This window comes from Profundibacter amoris (assembly GCF_003544895.1).
GTDB lineage: Bacteria > Pseudomonadota > Alphaproteobacteria > Rhodobacterales > Rhodobacteraceae > Profundibacter > Profundibacter amoris.
In genome coordinates this window covers 2,389,973-2,404,946 of record NZ_CP032125.1, presented here as the reverse complement: position 1 = coordinate 2,404,946, position 14,974 = coordinate 2,389,973, and the positions used below count along the sequence as shown (strand labels likewise).

15 protein-coding genes are annotated in these 14,974 nt (G+C 59.7%); 13 read left to right on the top strand and 2 right to left on the bottom strand.

Going from position 1 to position 14,974, the window contains the following annotated elements; all coding sequences use genetic code 11:
- Window positions 1-13: 13 nt before the first annotated feature.
- Both BAR1_RS12025 and BAR1_RS12020 read left to right on the top strand, forming a co-directional pair.
- On the top strand, window positions 14-1,306 hold the full coding sequence (locus tag BAR1_RS12025) for a type I glutamate--ammonia ligase (protein WP_118943242.1): 1,293 nt from the start codon (window positions 14-16) through the stop codon (window positions 1,304-1,306).
- A gap of 9 nt (window positions 1,307-1,315) precedes the next feature.
- Entirely contained in the window at window positions 1,316-1,630 is a 315-nt protein-coding gene (locus BAR1_RS12020; protein ID WP_118943241.1) for a 2Fe-2S iron-sulfur cluster-binding protein, read from the top strand.
- A gap of 260 nt (window positions 1,631-1,890) precedes the next feature.
- On the opposite strand, the gene BAR1_RS12015 is transcribed toward BAR1_RS12020, so the two are convergent.
- A complete protein-coding gene (locus tag BAR1_RS12015) occupies window positions 1,891-3,243 on the bottom strand; it encodes an aspartate aminotransferase family protein (RefSeq protein WP_118943240.1) in 1,353 nt (450 codons plus the stop codon).
- Between the two features lie 31 nt (window positions 3,244-3,274).
- Window positions 3,275-4,048: an IclR family transcriptional regulator gene (locus BAR1_RS12010; protein ID WP_118943239.1), complete on the bottom strand. Its 774-nt coding sequence runs from the start codon at window positions 4,046-4,048 to the stop codon at window positions 3,275-3,277.
- A 170-nt stretch (window positions 4,049-4,218) separates the two neighbouring features.
- On the opposite strand from BAR1_RS12010, the gene BAR1_RS12005 reads away from it, so the two are divergent.
- The 11 genes from BAR1_RS12005 (at window position 4,219) to hpaH (ending at window position 14,954) form a co-directional block, all read left to right on the top strand.
- The gene (locus tag BAR1_RS12005; RefSeq protein WP_118943238.1) at window positions 4,219-5,160 is read left to right on the top strand and encodes a tripartite tricarboxylate transporter substrate-binding protein; all 942 of its coding nucleotides are present in this window, start codon (window positions 4,219-4,221) and stop codon (window positions 5,158-5,160) included.
- A gap of 60 nt (window positions 5,161-5,220) precedes the next feature.
- Entirely contained in the window at window positions 5,221-5,745 is a 525-nt protein-coding gene (locus BAR1_RS12000) for a tripartite tricarboxylate transporter TctB family protein (RefSeq protein ID WP_118943237.1), read from the top strand.
- Window positions 5,746-5,754: 9 nt separating this feature from the next.
- Window positions 5,755-7,374, top strand: coding sequence for a tripartite tricarboxylate transporter permease (locus tag BAR1_RS11995; RefSeq protein ID WP_118943236.1), 1,620 nt, complete (start codon window positions 5,755-5,757; stop codon window positions 7,372-7,374).
- On the top strand, window positions 7,257-8,723 hold the full coding sequence (locus BAR1_RS11990; RefSeq protein WP_118944463.1) for an aldehyde dehydrogenase: 1,467 nt from the start codon (window positions 7,257-7,259) through the stop codon (window positions 8,721-8,723). The genes BAR1_RS11995 and BAR1_RS11990 overlap by 118 nt, the downstream gene beginning before the upstream one ends.
- A gap of 12 nt (window positions 8,724-8,735) precedes the next feature.
- The gene (locus BAR1_RS11985; protein ID WP_118943235.1) at window positions 8,736-9,971 is read left to right on the top strand and encodes a Tm-1-like ATP-binding domain-containing protein; all 1,236 of its coding nucleotides are present in this window, start codon (window positions 8,736-8,738) and stop codon (window positions 9,969-9,971) included.
- A gap of 48 nt (window positions 9,972-10,019) precedes the next feature.
- Entirely contained in the window at window positions 10,020-10,415 is a 396-nt protein-coding gene (locus BAR1_RS11980; protein ID WP_118943234.1) for a 5-carboxymethyl-2-hydroxymuconate Delta-isomerase, read from the top strand.
- Window positions 10,412-10,843 carry a MarR family transcriptional regulator gene (locus tag BAR1_RS11975; RefSeq protein ID WP_118943233.1) on the top strand — a complete coding sequence of 144 codons (432 nt, stop codon included), beginning with the start codon at window positions 10,412-10,414 and terminating at the stop codon, window positions 10,841-10,843. Before BAR1_RS11980 ends, BAR1_RS11975 begins: the two co-directional genes overlap by 4 nt.
- 66 nt (window positions 10,844-10,909) lie before the next feature.
- On the top strand, window positions 10,910-12,421 hold the full coding sequence (gene hpaE / locus BAR1_RS11970) for a 5-carboxymethyl-2-hydroxymuconate semialdehyde dehydrogenase (protein ID WP_118943232.1): 1,512 nt from the start codon (window positions 10,910-10,912) through the stop codon (window positions 12,419-12,421).
- Between the two features lie 18 nt (window positions 12,422-12,439).
- A complete protein-coding gene (gene hpaD, locus BAR1_RS11965) occupies window positions 12,440-13,294 on the top strand; it encodes a 3,4-dihydroxyphenylacetate 2,3-dioxygenase (RefSeq protein WP_118943231.1) in 855 nt (284 codons plus the stop codon).
- Window positions 13,291-14,160, top strand: a complete 870-nt coding sequence (locus BAR1_RS11960) for a fumarylacetoacetate hydrolase family protein (protein WP_118943230.1) — start codon at window positions 13,291-13,293, stop codon at window positions 14,158-14,160. Before hpaD ends, BAR1_RS11960 begins: the two co-directional genes overlap by 4 nt.
- Window positions 14,157-14,954 (top strand): 2-oxo-hept-4-ene-1,7-dioate hydratase, encoded by a 798-nt coding sequence (gene hpaH / locus BAR1_RS11955; RefSeq protein ID WP_118943229.1) that lies wholly within the window; start codon window positions 14,157-14,159, stop codon window positions 14,952-14,954. Before BAR1_RS11960 ends, hpaH begins: the two co-directional genes overlap by 4 nt.
- Window positions 14,955-14,974: the final 20 nt, after the last annotated feature.

The following is a 14,974-nucleotide window of genomic DNA, read 5'->3' as shown; positions in this document are numbered from 1 at the left end:
GAAGGAATTATTGATGAACGACCGTTTAAGGGCGATGTTTTGCGACCACCTTAGCATTATGCGCGGCAAATACCTGCCCGCGTCCAAGATTGGCGACGATGATACGCGGTTCTGTCGCTCGACCTTCGGGGTGCATTACGACAAGGATTTGCTGGATGCACCCGGTGCAATGATGATGCAGGGTCTGCCGGATATGGAACTGCGCTGGTCTGGCGATGAAATTCGCGACAGTTGGGACCGCGCGACCAAAATCGTGCTGGGTGATTTATACGATCACGAAGGTGCGCCACTGCCGCTGTGCCCGCGCGGGGCATTGAAACGCGCGGTCGCCGGTTGGCAGGACGGGCACGGATTGGCCCCGATGGTGGGGATCGAGCTGGAGTGCTTTGCGATGGTCGGCAACGAGCAGGGCCGTCTGGTGCCTTATGACGCGCCGGGCGGGGTGGTTTATGGCACCGGTCCGTTCACCGATCCGCTGCGGTTTACCGATGCGATCTGGGAAAGGGCGGATGAACTGGGCTTTCGGCTGGATATGATCACCGCCGAATATGACAGCCCGCAATTCGAATTCACCCTGACCTTTGACGATGCGGTGAAAGCGGTGGATGACATCGTGCTGTTTCGCCTGATGGCGCGGGAAATCGCGCTGGAACATGGCGTGGTACTGACCTTCATGCCCAAACCGGTTGCCGAGGCCGGCGGTTCGGGGATGCACATCAATTTTTCGTTCCGCGATGGCGATGGCAATAACGCGCTGGACAATGGGCCGGTGGGTGGCCCCGAGCATATGAACGATCTGGCGCGGGGCTGTGTGGCGGGATTGATGCAGCATCACCGCGGGCTGGCGGGGCTGCTTTGTCCGACCGCGAATTCCTATCAGCGGATGCAGCCCGGGATTTTATCGGGCTATTGGCAGAACTGGGGCGGCGATCACCGCTGTGTCACCACCCGCATTTCTGGCGAAGGCGGGGCCAAGGCGCGGCTGGAACATCGCATGGCCGATGCCACGTCCAACCCCTATACGGCGGTTGCGGCGGTGTTGCAGGCGGCGCGTCTGGGGTTGGAGCTGGGCTATGATCTGGGACCGGCGGAAACCGGTGACGGGTTTGAACGCACGGATGCCAAACAGGGCACAGCCGTTGATCTGAAACGCGCGATGGATGATCTGGAGGCTGACATCGTTCTGGGCGATGCTGTCGGGCGGATGCTGGTGGACAACCACATCTTTATGAAGCGTAAAGAAGTGAAAAAGACGCGCGATCTGGAAGGTGACGCGCTGCGCGATTTCTATGTCTATTTCGTATAAGGAAAAGCGATGAAAGTAATCTGGAAGGTAGAAGGCGGCGACGAATTTTCCGCCGATGTGAAGGCGGGTACTACGCTAAAGGATGCCGCGATGGCGCAAAATGTGCCGTATATTCTGGGGGAATGTGGCGGCTCGATGAGCTGCGCCACCTGCCATGTTGTGGTTGCGCCCGATTGGGTGGCGGCCACGGGCGCGCCCGGAGAATTTGAAGATGCGGTGCTGGATGCAACCGAAGCCCCGCGTCAGGACAACTCGCGCCTGTCCTGCCAGATCACCATGCGTGATGATCTGGACGGGTTGGTGTTGATCGTTCCGGCGCCTTAGGGTCAGGACCTATTAATCCTGCACCACTGGCGGGATTGTCGCAAAATATCAACGGCCCGGGGAGCCCGGAAATAGTGATTCTATTTACAAGCGGCCCGGGCCGTTGGGATGAAGCGACAATCCCGTCCTTCGGATTTGGCGGATTTTCCCTGTGAGAACACCTTAACTCGCTGATAATCAACCAGATTACGGCACTCGTTAAGCTATCCTCACAGACAAAATCTGCCAAACCAGTGGTGCAGGATTAATAGGTCCTGACCCTAGGCCGCTTCAAACCCTGCGGCCAGCGCGGACAGGATGGTTTGCACATCGGCGCTGTCCAGAACCAGCGGTGGCGACAGGATCACATTCGGCCCCGAGATGCGGATCATCGCCCCGGCGCGATAGGCCGTTTCCTGAATGGTGGCGATTGTGGGCTTGTCGATTGACGCCTTGGTGGCGCGGTCCGATACCAGTTCCAGCGCGCACATCAATCCGTGCCCGCCGCGCACATCGCCGATGATATCGTGTTTTTCGGCCAATGCTTGCAGCCCCGCATACAGTTCCGCCCCGCGTGCGGCGGCGTTTTCATTCACTTTCAGACGCTTGGTTTCCGCCAGACAGGCGAGGGCGGCAGCGGCCCCCACGGGGTGGCCGGAATAGGTATAGCCGTGCCCGATCGCGGCCTTGCCGCTGCTGTCGTTTTCAAACACCTCGGCCATCGCGTCGGCGATCATCACCGCGCCAAACGGGAAATATCCGTTGGTGATGGCCTTGGCCGTGCACATCATATCGGGCTGCACACCCCAATGGCGCGAACCGGACCACGATCCGGTGCGCCCGAAGGCTGTGATCACCTCGTCCGCGATCAGCAGGATGCCGTTCTTGCTGCAAATATTGCGCACCCCTTTCATAAAGCCGGGATGCGGCGGAATTACCCCGCCAGCACCTAGGATCGGCTCCATAATGAAGGCCGCGATGGTCGAGGCGCCTTGAAAGGCGATCTCGTCCTCAAGCGCGGCAAGGCAAAGCCGGGCAAGGCGTTCCGGATCGGTTTCGTTGAACGGGTTGCGATAGGTATAGGGCGCGGGGATGTGGTAGCAGCCGGGCAAAAGCGGCTCGTACTGGGTGCGGAAATTGGCGTTGCCATTGACCGAGGCCCCGCCGGTGTGGGTGCCGTGGTAGCCTTTTTTCAGCGACAGGTATTTAACCCGCCCCGGTTCGCCCTTGATCTTGTGATATTGCCGCGCAAGGCGCAGTGCGGTTTCCACACTGTCCGACCCGCCCGAGGTGAAAAAGGCGCGGCTTAATCCATCGGGGGCAAAGAAATCGCGCAGTTCTTCGGCCAGTTCGATCACCTTGTCGTTGCTGGTGCCGCGAAAGGTGGAATAATAGGGCAGGGTGTCCAGCTGCGCGGCGATGGCGTCTTTGACGGGCTGGCAGGAAAAGCCAAGATTCACGTTCCAAAGGCCGCCAACCGCATCGACCACTTCGTGGCCGTCAATATCGGTGATCCGCACACCGGCAGCGCCCGTGACAATGGTCGGCGGGTTGGCGCGGCTGTCGGCGGGATGCGCCATCGGATGCCAGATCGAGCGGGCGTTGTTTTCTTTCAGGAAGTTGGAGTCCTTCATCTAAAGGCACCTTTCTGTTGATCGTATCTGGTCATGTTATTGTCGGAAATGACGGGGGCGCAAAGCCGCCAAGCAGGCGGGTTAATCGTGTGGTGTGGTTCAACACTTCGGTCTGGATCAGCGATTGCAATTCATCGTCCATCCGCGCGACAGGGGCGGCCACGGCCACAGCCCCAATGCAGGCCGAGGACGAGTCAAACACCGGCACCGCGTGGGAATGCACGTCCTGCTCGAACCCGCTGATCGAAACCGCAAAGCCGTTCTGTCGGATCTGCTTTAGTTGCTGACGGATCTGCGCGGGGTCGGTCACCGTATCGGGCGTGCGCGCCTTTAGCGGTTGCGACAGCACCTGATCGACAAAATCCGCAGGGCTGAAGGCCAGCACGGCCAACCCCGAACTGGTGGCGTGCAGCATCAGCACTTCGGCATCTTCCATACGGACCTGTGTTCCGTGCGTGTCAGAATATGTGTAGGCAACAGAGGTCAGCAATTCGCCTTGCAACAGCGACATATGCGCGGTTTCGCCGGTGGCTTTGCTAAGGTCATTCAGCACGCCAAGCGCCACTTCGCGCATCGGAACGGCAGCTTCGCGCAGGGCGGACAAGCGCAGGAATGCCGGCCCCAAACGGTATTCGCGCCCTGATCCGGTCTGCTCGACAAATCCGTGCGCGGCCAGTTCGGTTAGCAAACGATAGGTCGTTGCCTTGTTCATGCCGGCCCGCCGCGCGAATTCGCTTAGCCCGATTTCGGGCGTCGCGCGCGAGAAAAGTTCAAGCAAAGACAGGGCCTTGGAGGTGGTTCCCATAAGTGGTCCGTTGTGTTTGAGGGTGCCGTTTTCAGCCAGCAAACCCGCGATTTGAATTCGAGTCGTTCATTTTACTTGACGGAATCACCTACCCTCTGTCAATCTAAAACAGAACCTTTGGTTCAAATAGCGAACCGATAATAAGTCGGGTGTAGAACAGGGAGAACATCATGAAGACTACCAGCCTATTGGGCGGGGCGCTGGCCCTTGCCATTGCAACGCTTGCGGGTCCGGCATTTGCCGAGTACCCCGAGAAACCCGTTTCATTCATCGTGCCATGGCCACCGGGCGATCTGGAGGATGTGTTAACGCGCATGATCGCCGAGGATTTTCAGGCCGAGTACGGTATTGCAGCAGCAGTTGTGAACAAACCCGGTGGCGGCGGCGGCCCGTTCCCCGGCGCGATTGATGTGGCGACCGCCGATGCGGATGGCTATACGATCGGGTCGTTCGTGCCTGCTGTGCCGGTCATCGGCCATGAAATCGGTATTGATGAACTGACACCCGAAAAGTTCGACCCGATCGGCATTTTCCTGACCTATCCCTTTGTGATCGCCACCTCGGCGGATGCGCCTTATTCCAGCATGGCAGAACTGGCCGCCTATGCCAAAGACAACGACGTGGCGCTGGGCCATTTCGGCGACGTGCTGACACCGACCCAGGTGACCAAGGCCTATGCCGCGAACGCGGGTTTCGAGTGGGGCTCGGATGCTGCGTTTGACGCGCTGGATTGCAATACGCTGGCCTCGGGTGATGCGGATGTGATCAACACCACTTTGCAACTGATCCTGCCTTGTCTGGACAGCGTAAAGGTTCTGGTGGCGGTGACCGATCAGCGGATTTCGTTGGTGCCCGATGCGCCGACCATTGGCGAGTTGGACCCGACTTTGGACATTGCCCTGTGGAACGGTTTGTTCGTGCTAAAGGACACACCGCAGGACGTGCGCGACAAAATTGCAGCCGTTGCCGCCAAAACGGTGATGAGCGAACGCGCCCAGAAAATCGCGGTGGAAACCGGTGCGCTGGTTTACTGGATGAACGCCGAGGACAGCGCGGCCCGTATCGCGACCGATAAGGAAACCGTTGCCCGTATCACCAAGATTCTGGAATAAACCAAATGGCACGGGCCGGGGCGCAACTGCCTTGGCCCGTGAACCGCGCGAGGCTTACCGATGAGTGATGACCCACTGGAAACCGGCGGACACCGCAGGGCCGGACAGATCGCATTTGCGTTGGGATTTGTTGTGCTGGCGGTTGTTCTGGTGGCGTTGCTGGGGGATCAGACGGTTTGGAAAAACAAAGTCAAGTTTTTCGCTCAACCGCGTTTCTGGCCCGCCGTCGGGGTGATCGGCATGGCGGTTTTCGGCGCGCTGCATCTGAAACACCTGCCCCGTTGCCGCCTAAGCCACTATGACCTGCGCGAGGCCCGCGTCTGGTTCGAAGCGGTGGAATACGCGCTGTGGTTTCTGGTCTATGTCTGGGTTGTGCCGATTGCCGGATACCTGCCGACCACGCTGGTTTTTGCGCCGCTGCTGACATGGCGGCTGGGGTATCGCAGCCAAAAAATGCTGTGGATTTCGGTGATATTCGCGGTGGTAGTGGTGTTCAAAAGCGTGCTTCAGGTCAAAATCCCCGGCGGGTTGGTCTATGAATACCTGCCCGGCGGTTTGCGCAGCTTTTTCATTTTGAATTTCTAGGGGCGGTTGATGGATCTGATCTTTTCCAGTCTTGATATTCTGGCCCGCTGGGATGTGGTGCTGGCCCTGCTTGTGGGGTCCGTCGGTGGTGTGCTGATCGGGGCGATTCCGGGGGTGGGGCCAGCGGTGGCGATTGCCATCCTGTTGCCCGCAACCTTTTCGATGGACCCGATTGTCGGGCTGACGGTGCTGCTGGGGATTTACGGCAGTTCCATGTATGGCGGCTCGATCCCGGCGATCCTGATCAACACACCCGGCACAGCGGTTAACGCGCTGACCACCTATGACGGCTACCCGATGACCACCCGCGGCGAGGCGCGGCGCGCCATTGCGCTGGCCTATTCCAGTTCGTTCTTTGGCGGTATTTTTTCGGTGGTCTGCCTGATCCTGTTCGCCCCCGTTCTGGCCAAAATCGCGCCGATGTTCGGATCGCGCGAAATCTTCCTTGCGGCGCTGCTGGGCATCATCCTTGTGGTGACCGCGCATCACCGCCAAACCCTGATCGCCGCCGCATTGGCCAGTTTTGGCATCTGGCTGAACACCATCGGGCTTGAGCCTGTGAAATACACCAAACGCTATACCTTTGACCAAAGCTGGCTGTCGGGCGGGGTGAACCTGATTGTGGTGGTGCTGGGCCTGTTTGCCCTGTCACAAGCGTTTATCCTGTTGCAAGGCGAGGACGAAAAGGTGCGCCTGACCAAATTGCGCGGCTCGTTCTTTCAGGGGTTTCGGGAACTGGCGCGACATCCGCGGGTGGCGGGGGTCTCGGCCACCTTTGGGGTAATCATGGGGATGATCCCCGGTGTGGGCGAATTTACCGCGCAATTCATGAGCTACACTTACGCCCGGAAAACCAGCAAACGGCCCGAGGATTTCGGGCATGGCTCCAGCGAAGGGTTGATCGCCGCCGAAACCGCCAATAACGCCGTGCCCGCCGCCGCGATGGCACCGCTGCTGGCGCTGGGCATCCCCGGCGAAGCGCTGACCGCGATGATGCTGAGCGTGTTCTATGTGCATAACGTCATTCCCGGCCCCGGGCTGTTCCAGAACCGGATGGATTTCGTGGTGGCGTTGTATATTTCGCTGCTGATCCTGAATGTGCTGGTGCTGGTGTTCCTGTTGATGGCCACCAACCAGTTGATCAAGGTGGTGAAAATCCCCAACCGGTTCCTTGGCATGTGTGTGCTGGTCCTTAGCTTTGTCGGTGTCTATTCCTTGCGCAATTCTGCCACCGACTGCGCGCTGGCCGCCGGTTTCGGGGTGCTGGGGTTTGTGTTGAAACGCCTGAACCTGCCGATTGTGCCGATCATTCTGGGCATGGTTCTGGGCGGCATTATGGAGGTCAAGCTGCGCGCCGGAATGGCGCGGGTCAAAACCCCGTTTGATTTTATCGACAGGCCCATCGCAATGATCCTGTTCATTATGATTGTCCTTGTCCTGATCCTGCATTTCCTGCGGGTCTGGCGGGACTATAAACAAAGGAAAGCCAAACAATGGTCGACCAGTCACGCATCAATCAGCTTCGCAACCACGATGTACCGCCGCAGAAACTCTTTATTGAAGGCGCGTGGCAGGAAGGTTCGGGGGAAACGCTCGAGGTATTATCCCCGATCGACGGACAAAAACTGACCACGATCTGTCGGGCGACACCGGCGGATGTGGAACGGGCTGTGGCCTCGGCGCGGGCGGCGTTTGATGACGGGCGCTGGTCGCGGATGGCACCGGCGGGGCGCAAGAAGGTGCTGCATCGGCTGGCTGATCTGATTGAACGCGATGCGCTTGAGTTGGCCGTTCTGGGCGTGCGCGACAATGGCACCGAGATTTCGACGGCAATCAAGGCCGAGGCCGGTTCCGCCGCTGCCACCTTCCGCTATTACGCAGAAGCACTAGACAAGGTCTATGGCGAAATCGCCCCGACGGCGGACAATGTTCTGGGGCTGGTGCATCGCGAACCTGTGGGCGTGGTGGGCGCGATTGTGCCGTGGAATTTCCCGCTGATGATCGGATCGTGGAAACTGGCCCCTGCCTTGGCGGCGGGCAATTCCGTGGTGCTCAAACCGGCTGAAAGCGCCTCGCTCACCCTGTTACGGATTGCCGAACTGGCCAGCGAGGCAGGCTTGCCTGATGGCGTGTTCAACGTGGTCACCGGCCAAGGCTCGGTGGTGGGCGAGGCATTGGCGCTTTCGATGGATGTCGATGTGATGGTGTTCACCGGATCGGGCGGGGTCGGGCGGCGGTTGCTGGAATATTCGGCCCGCTCGAACCTGAAGCGATGCTATCTGGAGCTGGGCGGCAAATCCCCTAACATCGTTTTTGCCGATGCGCCCGATCTGGAATTGGCGGCGAAAACCTCGGCGATGGCGATATTCCGCAACGCGGGGCAGGTCTGCGTGGCCGGATCGCGCCTGTTGGTCGAGGACAGCATCCATGATGAATTCGTTGCGGCATTGGCAAAACACTCGGCGGCAATGAAGGTGGGGGATCCGCTGGAATTGTCCAGCCAGATCGGCGCGGTGAACAATCTGACACAGCTCGAGGGCAATCTGGCCTTTGTCGCGGGGGCTTTGGAGCAAGGGGCCGAAATCGCGCTGGGTGGCGCGCGTATCCTGCAAGACACCGGCGGCTGGTATATGGAGCCGACGATTGTCACCGGCGTAAAACCCGACGATGCCATCGCCCAGCAAGAGGTGTTCGGGCCGGTGCTGGCTGTAACGCGGTTTTCCACGGACAAGGAAGCGGTGGCGCTGGCCAACAGCACCGATTACGGGCTGGCGGCCGGGGTCTGGACCAGCAACCTGAGCCGCGCGCACAGGATGGTGCGCGATGTGCGGGCGGGGATCATTCATGTGAATACCTATGGCGGCTCGGATATGACGGTGCCGCTGGGCGGGGTCAAACAATCGGGCAACGGGCATGACAAATCACTGCACGCGATGGACAAATATTACGATCTGAAAACCGCTTGGATGCAGTTGTAGGGGGTGGGGCAAATGAGCGACAAAACCATTCTGGTGGTAGGCACCTATGACACCAAAGATGCCGAGCTGACCTATCTGGCCGACCGTGTCCGATCCCAGGGCGGCGAGGTGCGGACCATGGATGTCAGCGTGCTTGGCGACCCGCAGGTGCCCACGGATTACTCCAAACATGACGTGGCCAAAGCAGGCGGTAGCAGCATTGACAAGGCGATTGAATCGGGGGACGAAAACACTGCGATGCAAATCATGGCGCGCGGCGCTGCGGCGCTGACTTTGAGCCTGTGGCGCGACGGGGTGTTTGACGGGGTGATCGTGCTGGGCGGCACTATGGGCACCGATCTGGCGCTGGACCTGTGTCAGGCGCTGCCCTTGGGAGTGCCGAAATATGTGGTTTCCACGGTCAGCTTTTCACCGCTGATCCCGCCGGAACGATTGGCGGCGGATATCCAGATGATCCTTTGGGCCGGTGGGCTATACGGATTGAACTCGGTCTGCAAGGCGTCCCTGTCCCAAGCCGCCGGCGCGGTGCTGGGGGCGGCGCGGGCGGTCGAGGCGCCCAAATGGGACCGCCCCCTGATCGGCATGACCAGCTTTGGCAAAACCGTTCTGCGCTATATGGTTTCGCTGAAACCCGCGCTGGAAGAACGCGGGTTCGAGGTGGCGGTGTTCCACGCAACCGGAATGGGCGGGCGGGCGTTTGAGAGCCTTGCGGCCGAGGGCGCCTTTGCCGCCGTGATGGATTTCGCCCCACAGGAATTGACCAACCACATCATGGGGTCCAGCATTTCCGCCGGCCCTGACCGAATGACCAACGCAGGGGCCACCGGCACGCCGCAAATCATCGCGCCGGGCTGTTACGATCTGGTGGATGTGGTCGGCTGGCAGCCCTTGCCGGACCGCTTTAAAGATAGCGAAGTGCATGCCCATAACCGTCTGCTGTCCTCGATCCTGCTGGGCGCAGACGAACGGCGCGAGGTTGCAATGGCGATATGCGAACGGCTGGCAGGTGCCGAAGGGCCGGTGACCCTGATCCTGCCATTGCAGGGCGGCAACGAGTGGGACCGCAAAGGTGCGCCACTGCATGACGCCGAAGGCATGGCGGCCTTTGTCGATGAGGTCCGCAAGGCCTGTCCGGCGAATGTGACTTTGCTGGAACTGGACGCGCATATCAACGACGCCGAATTCGCCGATTGCGCGCTGGCGGTGTTTGACAACTGGATGGACGAGGGCACAGTCCCGCGTCCCTGATTGCGCGGGGGATACACTGGCGCTAAGGTCATGGTTCAAGGAGGAACCATGCCGCATCTACGTTTCGAATATTCCCGGGGGCTAGAGGATCTGGCCGATCTGGACAGACTGGCCGAAACCCTGCGCGATGCGCTGGTTTCGAGTGGTCAATGCCCGCTGGGTGGCATCCGCGTGCGCGGGTTTCGGGCCGACCATCAGGCGATTGCGGACGGGGCAAAATCCTATCATTTCCTTGATATGGTGCTGCGGCTGGGCGAGGGGCGCGATGCCGCCACCCGCGCAGGAATCGCCGATACGCTGTATGCTGCCGCCGAAACCGCTCTGCGCCCGCAGGTTGGCGACGTGCCGTTTATTCTCAGCCTTGAAGTGGTCGAGATCGACAGCCGGTTTTCCCGCAAAAGCTGGAGCACCATCCACGCCGCCATTAAGGATCAAAACGCATGAAGAACTATGATCGCGCCCTGCCGATTGCCCTGTTGCGCGCCCGCGAGGCCACGTTGCGCCCGTTTCGCAAGGAACTGGAGCAAATCGGTCTGACCGTGCAGCAATGGCGGGTGATCCGTGCCTTGGCCGAGGGCGAGGCATTGAGCGCCAGCGCCTTGTCCGAAATGTGTGTATTGATGCCGCCATCCCTGTCGCGGATCATGAAAAACCTGACCGAACGCGGGCTGATTGAGCGGGTTGAAGACAGTGACGCCCGCCGCCGGATGGTCCGGATCACCGCCATAGGGCAGGCGAAATATGATGCCATGTCGGGGCGCGCCGTCGAGGTTTATCAACGGATCGAACAGGCCTTTGGCGCATCAAAGATGGAGCAGCTTTTAGACCTTCTGATCGAGCTTCGAGAAGCGGTAGAGCACGACGGGGTTTAGGTGACTTGACGGGCGGGGTTCATTTAATTAACCTGTTAATTAAATGAACCAGCACCGGAACCTGTCATGACTTCACTTCAAAGCAATATTGCTGCGGCTGAAACCTATCTGGAACACTGGCGCGATAGCGGGGTGCAGAACCATATTGCGGGCCGGTCGGTTCCGGCATCGGGCGGGGAAACCTTTGAAAACACAACGCCGGTGGACATGTCCCGCCTGTGCGATGTTGCCCGTGGCAAGGCTTCGGATATTGATATTGCGGCGCTGGCGGCGACGCAGGCTTTTGACACGTGGCGGGATGTAACGGGCAAGGACCGGCGCGATATCCTGCATGCCATCGCCGACGGAATCGAGGACCGCGCCGAGGAAATCGCACTGTTGGAGAGCCTTGATACGGGGCAGGCGATCCGCTTTATGTCCAAGGCTGCCATTCGCGGGGCCGAAAACTTCCGCTTTTACGCTGACAAGGCAATCGAGGCCCGCGATGGAAAATCCATCCATGCGCCGGGGCAGATGAACGTCACCTCGCGGTTTCCACTGGGGCCTGTCGGGGTGATCACCCCGTGGAATACGCCGTTCATGCTGTCCACATGGAAAATCGCGCCGGCCTTGGCCGCTGGCTGCACCGTGGTGCACAAACCGGCCGAACTGTCGCCGATCACTGCGAAAATTCTGGTGGAAATTGCCGAACTGGCGGGCTTGCCCACGGGCGTCTGGAACACCGTGAACGGTTTTGGCGAAGAGGTGGGCAAGGCGCTGTGCGAACACCCCCTGATCCGCGCCATCGCCTTTGTCGGCGAAAGCGCCACGGGGTCGGCGATCATGGCGCAAGGGGCGGCGACGTTAAAACGGCTGCATCTGGAACTGGGTGGCAAAAACCCCGTGATCGTCTTTGAAGATGCCGATCTGGAGCGCGCCGCCGAAGCCGCGATTTTCATGATCTATTCGCTGAATGGCGAACGCTGCACTTCATCCTCGCGATTGTTGGTGCAGGCCTCGGTCTATGACGACCTAACCGCGCGGATTGCCAAAAAGGCCGCGGCGATCAAGGTGGGCCACCCGCTGGACCCCGACACGGTGATCGGCCCGCTGATTTCGCAGGGGCATCAGGCCAAGGTGATGTCCTTTTTTGATACGGCCCGTGCCGAGGGCGCAACGATCGCCACCGGCGGCGAACGGGTAGGCCAAACCGGCTGCTATGTCGCGCCAACCCTGTTCACAGACGCCAACAACGATATGGCGATTGCACGGCAGGAAATTTTCGGCCCTGTGCTGACCGCCATCCCGTTCAAGGACGAGGCCGACGCGCTGCGCATGGCCAATGACACCGACTATGGCCTTGCCGCCTATCTGTGGACCAACGACCTGACCCGCTCGTTGCGGATGACCCAGCGGCTGGAAACGGGTATGATCTGGGTGAACTCGGAAAACAAACGCCATCTGCCAACGCCCTTTGGCGGGGTCAAAGCCTCGGGGATCGGGCGGGATGGCGGCGACTGGTCGTTTGATTTTTACATGGAAACACGGAATGTTTCCTTTGCCACCACAGCGGGAAAAATCCCGCAACTTGGCGGCTGAAACAGGGGGGATTCGCTGATGGGACAAATCGTTCAGGCAGCCAAGATCACGCATGTGCCGACCATCTGGATGTCGCACACAATGGAGAAATACCGCGGCATCCGCCAAAGCGCGATTGACGGCTATGCGCGTCTTCGTGCCGAGGCGCAGGAGGCGGGGGTTGAAACCTTCATCGTGTTCGACACCCACTGGATCGTTAATCAGGGGTTCCACCTGAACGCCAAGCCACGCCATGCCGATACCTTCACCAGCCATGAATTGCCGCATATGCTGGCGGGGCTGGATTATGATTATCGGGGCGATCCGGAACTGGCGGAACTGATTGTAAAAACCCTGCAAGGGGCGGATGTGCGGGCGCTGGCGCAGACGGATGAAAACCTGGGGCTTGAATACGGCACACTGTTGCCGATGCATTTCATCAACCAAGGATCCTTTGCGCGGGTGCTGCCGGTGGCGGTGAACCAGTTTGCCTCGATCGCCGAAAATCTGGAATGGGGGCGTCTGCTGGCGCAGGCGATTGCTGCATCGGGGCGCAAGGTGTCGGTGTTGGCGTCGGGTTCCCTTAGTCATGCGTTCTGGCCGAATGACAAATCCGCCGAAGGGATCAATTCGATCAACGGTGAATTCAACCGCCAGATGGATTTACGGGTGCTGGAGTTGTGGGAGCAAGGCCGCTGGGTCGAGTTTCTGGACATGCTGCCTGAATACGCAGAAAAATGTGCCGGCGAATGCGGCATGAACGACACCGCCCTGTTGTTCGGCGCGTTGGGGGCGGCGGATTATGCGGGGCAGATCACCACGCACACACCCTATTTCCCCAGTTCGGGCACCGGACAGGTCAATATTTCCTTTAGCCCTGCGGGGGTCGCATGACGGTGCGGCTGGCGCAGTTCAGCGCGCAAGGTGCGGCCCTGTGGGGGGCTGTCGCCGATGGCGGCATGATCGCCCTTTCCCCTGCCTTTCCCGAATTCCCGACCCTGCGCGAAGTGATCGCGGCGGATGCGTGGGATCAGGTGGCGCAAGCGGCCGAGGGGCGGGATGTGACCCATGCCAACGGCAGTTTTACCTGGGATATACCGATTCCCGCGCCGGAAAAGATCATTTGTGTTGGCGTGAATTATCCCGACCGCAATGCGGAATATAAAGACGGCAAAGACGCCCCGCCAAACCCGTCGCTGTTCATCCGCTTTGCGCGCTCGTTTGTGGGGCATGATGCGCCGCTGATCCGCCCGCCGGAAAGCCCGCAACTGGATTACGAGGGCGAGATCGTGATCGTGATCGGCAAGGCCGGCCGGCGGATTTCACAAGCTAATGCACTGGATCATATATCTGCGCTAACCATGTGTAATGAAGGAACAATCCGCGACTGGGTTCGGCATGCGAAATTCAATGTCACTCAAGGCAAAAATTTTGACCGGACCGGCGCGATTGGTCCGTGGCTGGTGCGTTATCGGGACGAAAGCCAGATCGCCAACATCCGGCTGGAAACCCGTGTAAACGGCGAGGTCCGCCAAAGCGACCACACCGCGCGGATGCTGTTTTCGTTTCGCAAGATCATCGAATATATCTCGACCTTCACCACATTGGTGCCCGGTGATGTGATTGTCACAGGAACGCCTACGGGGGCCGGGGCGCGACTGGATCCGCCGATCTGGTTAAAACCGGGGGATGTGGTCGAGGTGACAGCCGAAGGCATCGGAACCCTGCGCAATACCGTGGCTGACGAGGGTGAGGCATGACGCCGGAACAGATTAACGCTGCGGCGCAATCCTTGTTCACAGCCGAGCAGGACGGGCGGCAAATAGGGATATTGAGCGAGAGCCATCCACAAATGACATTGGCCGACGCCTATGCTGTGCAGGACGCTTTGGTTGCGTTGAAGCGCGGTGCGGGGCGGCGACAGATCGGTTGGAAAATCGGCCTGACCTCGCGGGCGATGCAACAGGCCTTGCAGATTGAAACGCCCGATAGCGGTGTGTTGTTTGATGATATGTTGTTTGAAAGTGGTGACACCATTCCCTCCGCACGGTTCATTGAGCCGAGGATTGAGGCCGAGATTGTCTTTGTGATGGAATCCCCTCTGCAAGGGGCGCAAGTCACCCGCAAAGATGTGATCAAAGCCGCCGATTACGTTTGCCCCGCGCTGGAAATTCTGGACACGCGGATCACCCGTCAAAACCCGCAAACCGGTGCGCGCCGTCTGGTGCAGGACACCATCGCCGATAATGCCGCAAATGCCGGACTGGTGCTGGGGGGCAGGCATCTACCCCCCGATCACGACTTGCGCTGGTTGGGGGCGATTGTATCGCGTGATGGTGTGGTCGAGGAAACCGGCCTTGGCGCTGGCGTGCTGAATGATCCGGTAACGGGAATTGTCTGGCTGGTCCGGCGGTTGGCAGAACTGGGGCAGGGGCTGGAGGCCGGTCAAGTGGTGTTGTCGGGCTCATTTATCCGGCCAGTAGAATGCCCTGCCGGGTCCGAAATAAATGCCGATTTTGGCAAGTATGGAAATATTGAAATCGAATTTGGCTGAATAAATGCTATGACTGACGC

Excerpts from the sequence above, each read along its gene's own strand:
- BAR1_RS12025 (WP_118943242.1), top strand. The coding sequence starts at position 14 with ATGAACGACCGTTTAAGGGCGATGTTTTGCGACCACCTTAGCATTATG.
- BAR1_RS12020 (WP_118943241.1), top strand. The coding sequence starts at position 1,316 with ATGAAAGTAATCTGGAAGGTAGAAGGCGGCGACGAATTTTCCGCCGAT.
- BAR1_RS12015 (WP_118943240.1), bottom strand. The coding sequence starts at position 3,243 with ATGAAGGACTCCAACTTCCTGAAAGAAAACAACGCCCGCTCGATCTGG.
- BAR1_RS12010 (WP_118943239.1), bottom strand. The coding sequence starts at position 4,048 with ATGGGAACCACCTCCAAGGCCCTGTCTTTGCTTGAACTTTTCTCGCGC.
- BAR1_RS12005 (WP_118943238.1), top strand. The coding sequence starts at position 4,219 with ATGAAGACTACCAGCCTATTGGGCGGGGCGCTGGCCCTTGCCATTGCA.
- BAR1_RS12000 (WP_118943237.1), top strand. The coding sequence starts at position 5,221 with ATGAGTGATGACCCACTGGAAACCGGCGGACACCGCAGGGCCGGACAG.
- BAR1_RS11995 (WP_118943236.1), top strand. The coding sequence starts at position 5,755 with ATGGATCTGATCTTTTCCAGTCTTGATATTCTGGCCCGCTGGGATGTG.
- BAR1_RS11985 (WP_118943235.1), top strand. The coding sequence starts at position 8,736 with ATGAGCGACAAAACCATTCTGGTGGTAGGCACCTATGACACCAAAGAT.
- BAR1_RS11980 (WP_118943234.1), top strand. The coding sequence starts at position 10,020 with ATGCCGCATCTACGTTTCGAATATTCCCGGGGGCTAGAGGATCTGGCC.
- BAR1_RS11975 (WP_118943233.1), top strand. The coding sequence starts at position 10,412 with ATGAAGAACTATGATCGCGCCCTGCCGATTGCCCTGTTGCGCGCCCGC.
- hpaE (WP_118943232.1), top strand. The coding sequence starts at position 10,910 with ATGACTTCACTTCAAAGCAATATTGCTGCGGCTGAAACCTATCTGGAA.
- hpaD (WP_118943231.1), top strand. The coding sequence starts at position 12,440 with ATGGGACAAATCGTTCAGGCAGCCAAGATCACGCATGTGCCGACCATC.
- BAR1_RS11960 (WP_118943230.1), top strand. The coding sequence starts at position 13,291 with ATGACGGTGCGGCTGGCGCAGTTCAGCGCGCAAGGTGCGGCCCTGTGG.
- hpaH (WP_118943229.1), top strand. The coding sequence starts at position 14,157 with ATGACGCCGGAACAGATTAACGCTGCGGCGCAATCCTTGTTCACAGCC.